This is a genomic window from Methyloglobulus morosus KoM1, assembly GCF_000496735.2.
In the GTDB taxonomy this organism is placed as follows: domain Bacteria; phylum Pseudomonadota; class Gammaproteobacteria; order Methylococcales; family Methylomonadaceae; genus Methyloglobulus; species Methyloglobulus morosus.
In genome coordinates this window covers 1-10,777 of record NZ_AYLO01000084.1, presented here as the reverse complement: position 1 = coordinate 10,777, position 10,777 = coordinate 1, and the positions used below count along the sequence as shown (strand labels likewise).

Here is a 10,777-nt window from a genome sequence, read left to right as displayed (position 1 = left end):
CTATCAATTAGATGCGTTAGTGCCAAGATTAGTGTATGCATCAGCCTTGACACCGCCAATGCCAGGGCGGCTGCTAAAATTGGCTGAAGCTTATTGGTAATCAGAAAAATTAAAGGAATTTGACAGAAAGGTTTCTCCCCTTTTTGAAAAAATCAAAATAAATAAAAATCAAATCCGCACCCTAGAAGCCCTCCGCGACACCCTGTTACCCAAACTGATGAGCGGCGAGGTGCGGGTAGATTACGCTCCTGGATAAAATATTTTGCTTATCCGCATAAATAAGCGCATCATTCGATGCCATATTTGGAGATAAACGATGAGAACCACAATTGTACTTGATGATGAATTGCTGGCCAAAGCGCAGTCGTTGACCCCTATCCAGGAAAAATCCAGCCTGGTCAAAGAAGCCCTGAAAGCCCTAATTGAGCGGGAAAGTGCGAAGCGGCTGGCGAATTTGGGCGGCAGTGAACCGCAATTGGAAGCCATTCCACGTCGGCAAACCAGCACCTAAACGATGGTACTGGTTGATACCTCGGTGTGGATCGATCACCTGCGGGCTAACGAGCCGCGCTTAGCCGATATACTTACACGCAATCAGGTGTTAAGCCATCCTTTTGTCCGTGGCGAATTGGCGTTAGGGAATTTACGTCAGAGGGATGTGATCCTGTCTGCCCTGGATAATCTGCCCCAAGCGCCTGTTGCATTTGCCGATGAGGTTAATTTCTTCATTGAAACCCACGCTTTATTTGGTTTGGGCATTGGTTTGATCGACGCACATTTGCTGGCGGCGACGCAGCTAATGGGCAATGCCAAACTGTGGACGCGCGATAAGCGTTTGCTTGCTGCTGCCGTAAGACTTAACTTGGCGGCTACCGTGGATAGCAAAGGTTAAGTAAAACGAGTTTATGCAAGCACTGCGATACAGACTTAAGGTTAACCCAACTACCGAGAAAAACACGGTGGTTACTGATTATTAGGCAAGTAACTCAGGTGGCATCATGACAGAACTGCAAAACCAGATTGCTATTTATCAAACATCTGATGGCAAAATTCAGATTGATGTTTGTTTTGATCAGGACACAGTTTGGCTACGCCAAGAGCAAATGAGCGAGCTATTTGGTCGTGAACGTTCGGTTATCAGCAAACACATTCGCAATGTGTTTATTGAAGGCGAACTGGATGAAAAAAGCAATGTGCAAAATTTGCACATTGCCGGTTCAGACAAGCCGGTAAAGTTTTACAGCCTTGATGTAATTATCTCCATCGGCTACCGCGTAAAATCCCAGCGCGGCACACAGTTCCGCATTTGGGCGAACAATATCCTTAAGCAATATCTGGTTCAAGGCTATGCGTTAAATGAGGAAAAACTAAAGGCGCAGCAAGAAAAACTGGCTGATTTAAAACAGGCGATTGCATTGTCATCGCGTTTGGTGCAAAACAAAGCCTTATCGGCCAGCGAATCGCAAGGCATTTTAGCCATTTTAGAAAAATACAGCCATGCCTTGACGGTACTGGACGACTACGACCATCAGCGCCTTAAAGTTGAAGGGACGCAAAAAGCGGAACACGCCCGGATTACTTACGATGAGGCGATCCAGCAAATTCAGCTTTGGCGGGATAGGGAAAAGCTAAGCGATTTGTTCGGCAATGAAAAGGACGAATCTTTCAAGGGTTCGTTGGAAACCATTTATCAAACCTTTGGCGGCGGTGAGCTTTACCCCAGTATTGAAGAAAAAGCCGCTAATCTGCTGTATTTCATTGTCAAAAACCACTCCTTTACCGACGGCAACAAACGGATAGCGGCGGCAATTTTTGTCTGGTTTCTGGAGCGTCACGATTATTTGTATAACGCTGACGGAGAAAAACGTATCGCCGATAACGCCCTGGTGGCGTTTACATTGTTGATTGCCGAAAGCAAGCCCGAAGAAAAAGACACAATTGTGAAGGTCATCATTAACTTGATCAATGGTAACAACGGATGAGCAAACTCACTGAATCCGCCATTGAAGGCTTTGCCATCAAGCTGTTTGAGCGCTTGGGCTACAGTTACATCCATGCGCCTGACATTGCCCCTGACAGCGACCGCCCGGAACGCAGCCGTTATGATGAAGTGATACTTAGCCAGCGTTTGGCTACCGCCGTTAAGCGCATCAACCCAGACGTTCCACATCATGCCCAGCAAGAAGCCCTTAAAGAAGTCGGGCGCATCCATTCTCCAGAATTGCTGGCCAATAATGAGGTTTTCCATCGGCTACTCACAGAAGGGGTGAAAGTCAGCTACCAGCAAAACGGCAACGAGCGCGGCGATCTGGTCTGGCTGGTGGATTTTGCCAATCCGGACAATAACGAGTTTGTGGTCGCCAATCAGTTTACAGTCATCGAAAACAACCAGAATAAGCGCCCGGATGTGATCCTGTTTGTAAACGGCCTACCGCTGGTGGTAATGGAGCTTAAAAATGCCAGCGATGAAAACGCCACCGTCAAATCAGCCTATCAGCAGTTAGAAACCTACAAAAAGACGATTCCCAGCCTGTTTACCTATAACGCGCTGTTGGTGATTTCCGATGGGCTGGAAGCTAAAACCGGATCATTATCAGCAGATTTAAGCCGATTTATGGCGTGGAAGTCCGCCGATGGTAAAGCCGAGGCTTCGCATTTGGTCAGCCAATTGGAAACCTTGATTAACGGTATGTTGAACAAGGCGACCTTACTGGATTTGATCAGGCATTTCATCGTCTTTGAAAAATCCAAGAAAGAAGATGCGCAAACTGGCGTGATCAGCATCAACACGGTTAAAAAGCTCGCCGCCTATCATCAGTATTATGCGGTGAATGCGGCAGTGGCTTCGACTTTGCGGGCGGTTGGGGCAAATGTTGATTTATCCCCAACCATCAACGAACCTCCCGCCAGTTATGGTTTGCCCGGTGTAACTCAACAGCCAATAGGTGACCGGAAAGCCGGAGTCGTCTGGCACACGCAAGGCAGCGGCAAGTCCTTGTCGATGGTGTTTTATACTGGCAAGATTGTGTTGGTGTTGGATAATCCCACCATCTTGGTGATTACCGACCGGAACGACCTTGACGACCAGTTGTTTGATACCTTTGCCTCCTCATCCCAGTTGTTACGGCAAGAACCTAAACAAGCCGACAACCGCCAGCAACTTAAAGATTATCTCAAGGTGGCATCGGGCGGGGTCATCTTTTCCACCATCCAAAAGTTTCAGCCGGAAGAGGGCAATATTTACGAAGCGTTATCGGAACGACGCAACATCGTGGTCATTGCCGATGAAGCCCATCGCACCCAATACGGCTTTACCGCTAAGGCCATCGACCAGAAAGATGCTGCTGGTGAAGTCATAGGACAAAAACTGGTGTATGGCTTTGCCAAATACTTACGCGATGCCCTGCCTAATGCGACCTACTTAGGCTTTACCGGCACGCCGATTGAAAAAACCGATGTGAATACCCCGGCGGTATTCGGTTTGTATGTCGATATCTACGACATTGCCCAAGCCGTGGAGGATGGCGCAACAGTTCGCATTTATTACGAAAGCCGATTAGCCAAAGTGATCCTAACAGATGAAGGCAAAAAACTGATTGCCGAGCTGGATAAGGAACTGGATCAAGAAGACCTTACCGTCACCCAAAAAGCCAAGGCCAAGTGGACGCAGGTTGAAGCGTTGGTCGGCAGCGAAAAGCGCATCAACAATATTGCCCAGGATATTGTCAGCCATTTTGAAGCGCGACAAGAAGTATTTGCCGGAAAAGTCATGATTGTGAGCATGTCTCGCCGGATTGCCGTTGACCTGTATGAAGCCATCATCAAACTCAGGCCGGAATGGCATTCGGATGAGTTGAATAAGGGCGTGATTAAAGTGGTGATGACGGCTTCGTCATCGGACGGCTATAAACTTGCCAAGCACCATACCAGCAAGCAACAACGTAAAATGCTGGCAGACCGCATGAAGGACAGCCACGACGAGTTAAAACTGGTGATAGTCCGCGATATGTGGCTGACCGGATTTGATGCGCCGTGTATGCATACTTTGTATATCGACAAGCCGATGAAAGGCCATAACCTGATGCAAGCGATAGCCAGGGTTAACCGTGTGTACGGCGATAAGCCCGGCGGCTTGGTGGTGGATTATCTGGGAATTGCGTCAGACCTGAAAGAAGCCTTGTCATTTTATTCCGATGCGGGCGGCAAGGGCGATCCCACCTTGGCACAGGAACAAGCGGTCAACCTGATGCTGGAAAAACTCGAAGTGGTTTCGGCGATGTATCACGGTTTTGCTTACGAGGATTATTTTGCCGCCGAAACTTCCCAAAAACTATCGCTGATACTGGCTGCCGAAGAACATATACTCGGCATCGATGATGGTAAGCGCCGTTATATCAATGAAGTGACAGCCTTATCCCAAGCCTTTGCCATCGCCATTCCCCATGAACAAGCGATGGATGCCAAAGATGAAGTGGCGTTTTTCCAGGCGGTCAAAGCACGATTGGCAAAATTTGACAGCACGGGCACTGGCAAAACCAACGAAGAAATTGAAACCACCATCCGGCAGGTCATCGATAAAGCACTGGTGTCCGAACAGGTAATCGACATCTTTGATGCGGCAGGCATTAAAAAACCAGATATTTCCATTCTTTCAGAAGAGTTCCTGCTGGAATTGAAAGGCATGCAACACAAGAATATCGCGCTGGAAGTACTTAAGAAATTACTCAACGATGAATTGAAAGTCCGGGCTAAAAAGAACCTGGTACAAAGTAAATCCCTGATGGAAATGCTGGAAAACGCCATCAAGAAATATCACAACAAAATCCTGACCGCCGCCGAAGTCATGGATGAGCTAATCAAGATCAGTAAGGAAATTGTCGCCTCCGATAAGGAAGCAACCAAACTGGGGCTATCCGATTTTGAATATGCATTTTATACCGCCGTCGCCAGCAATGACAGTGCCAGGGAACTGATGCAACACGATCAACTGAGGGAGTTGGCAGTCGTATTGACACAGCGGGTTAGGGAGAACGCGACCATTGATTGGACGATCAAGGAAAATGTCAGAGCTAAATTGAAAGTGATTGTTAAGCGGACGCTTAGACAATATGGCTATCCGCCAGATATGCAGTTACTGGCCACAGAAACGGTTTTGAAGCAGGCGGAAATGATTGCTAATGAGTTGGCGATATAGGTTTATTTTGAGTCAATAGCTTTTTGGATTATAGAATAACCTTTTCTGGATAAGCCCTTTCCCATTAAGAAACCTTTCAATCCATTATGCCTTTTTGACTTAACCCTTTGCCTTATTTATCTTAAATTGTAGGCATCAATACAAAGCAGACCCTGGCAATTGTCAAGATCGACACAAGTTGAACATCTCCAATCGACCCACAGGGGACAGTCGACCTTAGTACAAAAAACCTCCAAAGAGGACATTCAAAAATACTGTGTTGCTTAATGCTTTCGACTCTACTATTTCCAACTCGCCTCATGAGAAATTGATGCAAAAAAGCATATTGAGCCCTTTTTTAAAAGCTTAAGCATTTTCGCTTATATCCAAGACGACAAACGCATTATATTTCTGTCAACCAATAAAATTGGTAAGCCTGCAATACGATCTGACGATCATACTGAGCAATATTTCTACCAGTGTATAAATCGTTGAATTGGCCGTAGAGATTAATGCCTTTGCCACTGATGACTTCCAGATCGAGATGCTGTGGTTTGGCATCGAAATTGGCGATTACTATGACCCGCTCCGATGGTCTTTGGTGATTGAAACGGATAAAACAAAGCAGATGTTCATTATTGACATCCAGTAACTCTCGGCTATTGAAATCAGCGAAGGCGGATGTTTCTTTGCGGATAGCAATCATTTTTTTTATAGCGTTGAATATGGCGTATTCAACCGTACCTTGTTTGTGTCGCAATTCAGCCCGTTCCCAGTTAATTTTAGGGCGGTTAATCCAGCGGTTATCGTTACTTTTGCTGGTATCGTCACGATAGCTGTAGTCATTGGCGACACCGAATGCATCGCCGTTATAGAGCAGTGGAATACCACCGAAAGATAATATAAGGCTATGCAGTAACAAGATTCCATTAATAGCGGCAGTGGTCAGGTCAGGGTCACCGCTTTCTGAAGCAGCTTCCAGTCCCGCCAATGATGCCAGCGAGCCGCAAATGCGCGCATCCCCGGTTTTCTCGTTATTCATAAACACCATACCTCTGGCTGGAGAGTCATACAATCTGCCGCTGAAATAATCGACCAGAAATTTTCGGTGCGGGTAAGGTTCATATCCCGCTGCACGTATATCGTTGTCGTCGAAACCGAAACCGATATCGTCATGACAACGGACATAGTTGAGCCAGGTCGCCCGTTCCAGTTTGGCGGGAAGGTTTTTTACCCCTTGGTAGAACAATTTGGCGTTTTTGGTGGCCATGCCGTCCCACAGTAATGCCATTAATGTAGCGTTGTAGGCGATTTCACATTCCTTGGCGATAATTGCGTCTTCGCCGAAATATTTGACAAGTTCAACAGGGGCGACAATGGCTTCAGCAATAAATAACACACCGGGAGCGGTAACTTGACAGCAAGCTTTCAATAACTGCAGAATTAAGTGCGCGTTGCGTTCATTCTGGCAGGCTGTACCGATTTTTTTCCATAAGAAGGCGACGGCATCGAGGCGAAGCACGTCAACGCCCTGATTTGCCCAAAACAGTATAATGTCAAGCATTTCAATGAATACGTAGGGATTGCTGTAATTTAAATCCCACTGGAAGTCGTGGAAAACCGTCATTACCCATTTTTGCAACTCGGCATTCCAGGTGAAGTTGCCGGGTTCGCTTTCGGGGAAAATTTCCGGCATGGTCTGCTCAAACATGTCGGGAATTTCGCGGTTATCAAACATAAAGTAATAATCTTGATATCGGCGTTCGCCCATGACTGCTTTTTGGGCCCATTCGTGTTCATCGGAAGTATGATTAAGCACTATGTCCAACACCAGTAAAATATCGCGTTTCCTGAATTCTTCGGCAACTTGACGTAAGTCGTTCAGGTCGCCTAGTCTGTCGTCGATTTGCCTAAAATCGTTGACCGCGTATCCCCCATCGCTTTTTCCGGCAGGGCACATCAATATCGGCATGATATGTACCATGTTGATGCCTAGTTCCTGAAAAAATGGTGTTTTGTCTATTAAATCAGCCAAGTTTTCTGCAAAGCCGTTGGTATAAAGCGCAATGCCGACCCATTTTTGGGACAAGAACCAGTTATGGTCTAGCTCGCGCTGGATATCGATGCGCTCAAGTTCCGCAGAACGCTTGATATAGCCTTTAGCCATCGTTTCCACCAGACGCAGCATTTGTGGTTTAAAGTCTTCGCGGTGTCCGTAGAGGGTAAAAAAAAGAGAATAAATAGCATAAAAATTAGCCCCCAGCCGGGTATAAAAATGCCGTAATTCCTGCCTGCTGATTTCTGGTTTTAGGTCGTCCAAGATGGCATTTAAGAGTGAGTGAGAAACCTGTTCGTACATAGCGTTATCCTGAGCGTGTCAAAGTTCCCCAATGATTGAGTGGGTGGTTTAAGGTTGGCCGTATATTCTTGTTTACTGTGTTACCAGACCCCATGGTTTGCTGAATGTGCGATAAAACTCGACCGGCAAGGTTCATGATCTTACTTTATCCACGCCTTGATTTCAGGGTGATAATGCGCGACACCTTCAACAATCCCCGCACTGTAGTTGCCATTCATGCCCAAAAAATCACCTTTTGCCAAATAAAAGGCTGCGGTTGTTCCCTGTTCACGAGCCAGGGTTTGGGCTTTCTCGACAACTCCACGGCTGGAATTAGCAACTAATACGGACGGGACTCTGCTGGCAAGTACCAGCAAATCGTTTCCACTGTCTCCAGCGAAAACCGTATTGGTAAAATCGAAACCTTGCCGTTGCATTAAAAATTCAACAGCATGGAGTTTGCTAGCTCGTGCGGGCAGCACATCCAAGAGGCCAACAGACTCCGCTTCGTCAATGCTATAGATTAAGCTGGCAGCCACGTCTAGGTTAGTAAGTCGATGATTCATTTCTTGTTGTAGCGAGTCGTTATCATATTGTAATGGCAGATAATAGCTAAGTTTATAGTGGTTTTGCTTGGATTCCTCCTGTAAGCGCAAAGATGGTAGGTCTGAAAACATAAGTTGAATATCGTTAGCCGATAAGCTTTGCCAATCGGAAGCGATATACTGTTCCCATTCATCACTATGAAGCCACTCATCGGTACTAACCCTGTAGATAGTCGTGCCGACATCGCCAATGACCCAATCAGGCATAGGCAACTGATATTCCCGAATAGCGTCTTCAACCAAGGCGCGGTGCCTGCCACTAACATATGCCACCATCACTTCCGGACGCATAACCAGGCGGGCGAAAGTCTCCCGGGCTCTTGGCGATTCGGGATGGCTACCATTAGGTAACAGTGTGCGGTCTAGATCGGTGCAAATTAGCAAACGCTTCGGCATAAATTTTAAACTTCGCTAGAGATTGAAAAAATCGTAATGTTCGATTGCTTCCAATATGCCCCAGGCGTAAGGCCGCTCTGCAAAGTAGACATGTTCCGAGTCGCTCAGTATCGATAACTCCTCGCGGTGACGGTTAGCTACCACTACCCCTAAGGTATTACCTCGCAGCATATCTTCGTCGGCACCGGAACCACCCGTTACCAATATGCGGTCCAGTGGAATATGCCATTGCCGGGCAAAATAACGCAAGGCTTGCCCTTTAGATGCCCTAGCAGGAACAATGTCGAAAAACTGACCGAATGAAAGTGTAGGGTTAACTGACAATTCTTGTTGCCGCAACACAGTGAGGATTTCTTCTATCGAAGGCGCGATATTACTGTCGAAATTATAAGATAGTTTATACCGGCTTTGTTCGCTTTTGGGTTGTCGTGTCAGACCGGGCAACCCATCTATGACGCGCCGTAGCACCTGCGGTGTCCATAGATGGTCGATATGGTACGTCCAAGCAACGTCGGCAATTAGCTGAGGTGCATAATAAATTTCTGTCCCTAAGCTGGAAATTAATATATCTGGCATGGGGATAAGGTGTTTTTTTAAAATTGCCAGTGCCGAATCCAGGCGACGTCCCGTGGCGATGCCGAATAAGAATTTTTTCCGTTTTTCACGGACAAATTGTGCAAATTGTGCCAATCCCTCCACATCGCCCAGCAGAGTCTTATCAATATCAGTAAATATTGCAAGAGATTGGAAACGGCCGGTTTTAATGACAGGGTGAATTTTTGGAGGAAGTTCGCGGTGCGATAATATTGGCCTAATAGCCTGCAAATAGGCTATTGCATGGGCATCCCATGAATAATACTGGGCAACATTATTTAATCCATTTGCGGAATATTCTTGCCAAACACTGGTATTTTCGAGAATAGCTAACAACACCTCGGCGATTGCCTTTTTATCCAACGGGTCAACCAGCAAGCCATTGCAGCAATTACCAATGATATCCACCGGGCCACCGTTTTCAGTCGCGACCAGCGGTAAGCCGCTGGCGGTTGCTTCCAGCAATGTCAAACCGAACGGTTCAGTCAAGGCGGGGTTGATAAAAACACCTTTAGTCGCTGCTGCAATACGATAAATGGTGGCGACATCTTTAGCGGCATGATGTTTTGGTAACGCCACTTTACCGTAAAGGTCATAGCAATCTACAACCAATAACAACTCCGTCAGGACATCTCGGGAACTGTCGCCCATTTCCCTAATATCTTCTCGGTTACCCGCAACAATCACCAAATTAGCTAACGACTGTAAACGGTGTGATTCACCGTAAGCTTCCAATAACCCAACAATATTTTTTCTTTCATCGGGCCGGGATATCGCTAATATCATCGGCTTATGCGGTTCAGCTAAAAACTTATTAATATTTGATGCAAACTCGACATCTTGGCTGAGCGCATTAGGCGGATGGAATTGTTCAAGATCCGTCCCTGGTGGGATTATCGCCATCTTTTCCGGCGTATAGCAATCGTAAAGCTCGTATTGCTCTTCGATTTCATTACGAGTGCTGGTAACGACCAAATCGGCGTTAATCAGCGTCTCTTCTTCAGCGTCGATACGGCGCGACACATTGTAGCGCTGTTCAATTGTCTCTAATGGTAATCCAAGCGCCAGTAGTCTGCGGCATTTATCCCGACCCAGAGAGTGACCGGTATGGATCAACGGCAAACCAGTTTCACGTGAAAGTCGCACGCCTATATAGCCTGCATCAGCATAATGACTGTGCAAAATATCAGGAAAGCGCGGTTGTTGATGAAGCCAACTCAATAAATTATCCGCAAAACTATCCAAATAATCCCATAGCTCTTCTTTGCGAATATAAGCATCAGGGCCTGCTTCAATGCGTATTATATGTGCATTTTCAGCTAGCTGTTCGATAGGCTGGGCATAAATGGAATCAACCTCGCTGTCGATAACCTGCCTCGTTACCAAATCTACGCGCCCAACATTTGGCTGCTTTGCCAGCGCCTTAGCCAGCTCAATGACATATTTGGTTTGCCCGCCGGTATCCGCATCACGTCCCAATTCCAGGTCGAGGTTTCGTATCAAGCCGTGGACGCTGATTAATAAGATATAGAGCGGCTCTGAGTAAGAGTTTTCTATCACAGCTATTATCTCCGTAGCTTTAAGTTTGAAATGCAATTCCAAACATCAAACAGCGTTACACAATTCCACACCAAGATATAGCCTACAGGAACTCTTGATTACAATCAGCCT

General features: G+C 46.5%; 7 protein-coding genes and 1 pseudogene. 5 read left to right on the top strand and 3 right to left on the bottom strand.

Annotated elements, in window-relative coordinates; translation table 11 throughout:
• The 5 genes and pseudogenes from MGMO_RS20600 to MGMO_RS10935 form a co-directional block, all read left to right on the top strand.
• Positions 1 to 100: pseudogene (locus MGMO_RS20600) on the top strand (IS1595 family transposase); the annotation flags it as partial.
• Between the two features lie 216 nt (positions 101 to 316).
• Complete coding sequence (locus tag MGMO_RS10950) at positions 317 to 511, top strand: type II toxin-antitoxin system VapB family antitoxin (RefSeq protein ID WP_023495120.1); 195 nt, start codon at positions 317 to 319, stop codon at positions 509 to 511.
• Between the two features lie 3 nt (positions 512 to 514).
• Positions 515 to 892 (top strand): type II toxin-antitoxin system VapC family toxin, encoded by a 378-nt coding sequence (locus MGMO_RS10945; RefSeq protein ID WP_023495119.1) that lies wholly within the window; start codon positions 515 to 517, stop codon positions 890 to 892.
• 106 nt (positions 893 to 998) lie between these two features.
• A complete protein-coding gene (gene rhuM, locus MGMO_RS10940) occupies positions 999 to 1,982 on the top strand; it encodes a virulence protein RhuM/Fic/DOC family protein (protein WP_023495118.1) in 984 nt (327 codons plus the stop codon).
• The gene (locus MGMO_RS10935) at positions 1,979 to 5,194 is read left to right on the top strand and encodes a type I restriction endonuclease subunit R (RefSeq protein ID WP_023495117.1); all 3,216 of its coding nucleotides are present in this window, start codon (positions 1,979 to 1,981) and stop codon (positions 5,192 to 5,194) included. The genes rhuM and MGMO_RS10935 overlap by 4 nt, the downstream gene beginning before the upstream one ends.
• A gap of 382 nt (positions 5,195 to 5,576) precedes the next feature.
• On the opposite strand, the gene MGMO_RS10930 is transcribed toward MGMO_RS10935, so the two are convergent.
• The 3 genes from MGMO_RS10930 to MGMO_RS10920 form a co-directional block, all read right to left on the bottom strand.
• On the bottom strand, positions 5,577 to 7,532 hold the full coding sequence (locus MGMO_RS10930; RefSeq protein WP_023495116.1) for an alpha-amylase family glycosyl hydrolase: 1,956 nt from the start codon (positions 7,530 to 7,532) through the stop codon (positions 5,577 to 5,579).
• Positions 7,533 to 7,672: 140 nt separating this feature from the next.
• Positions 7,673 to 8,512, bottom strand: coding sequence for an HAD-IIB family hydrolase (locus MGMO_RS10925; protein WP_023495115.1), 840 nt, complete (start codon positions 8,510 to 8,512; stop codon positions 7,673 to 7,675).
• A 15-nt stretch (positions 8,513 to 8,527) separates the two neighbouring features.
• The gene (locus tag MGMO_RS10920) at positions 8,528 to 10,666 is read right to left on the bottom strand and encodes an HAD-IIB family hydrolase (protein ID WP_023495114.1); all 2,139 of its coding nucleotides are present in this window, start codon (positions 10,664 to 10,666) and stop codon (positions 8,528 to 8,530) included.
• Positions 10,667 to 10,777 lie beyond the last annotated feature (111 nt).

What these genes read in the sequence shown, in the direction of transcription:
- rhuM (WP_023495118.1), top strand. Translation starts at nt 999, where the DNA reads ATGACAGAACTGCAAAACCAGATTGCTATTTATCAAACATCTGATGGC.
- MGMO_RS10930 (WP_023495116.1), bottom strand. Translation starts at nt 7,532, where the DNA reads ATGTACGAACAGGTTTCTCACTCACTCTTAAATGCCATCTTGGACGAC.
- MGMO_RS10950 (WP_023495120.1), top strand. Translation starts at nt 317, where the DNA reads ATGAGAACCACAATTGTACTTGATGATGAATTGCTGGCCAAAGCGCAG.
- MGMO_RS10945 (WP_023495119.1), top strand. Translation starts at nt 515, where the DNA reads ATGGTACTGGTTGATACCTCGGTGTGGATCGATCACCTGCGGGCTAAC.
- MGMO_RS10925 (WP_023495115.1), bottom strand. Translation starts at nt 8,512, where the DNA reads ATGCCGAAGCGTTTGCTAATTTGCACCGATCTAGACCGCACACTGTTA.
- MGMO_RS10935 (WP_023495117.1), top strand. Translation starts at nt 1,979, where the DNA reads ATGAGCAAACTCACTGAATCCGCCATTGAAGGCTTTGCCATCAAGCTG.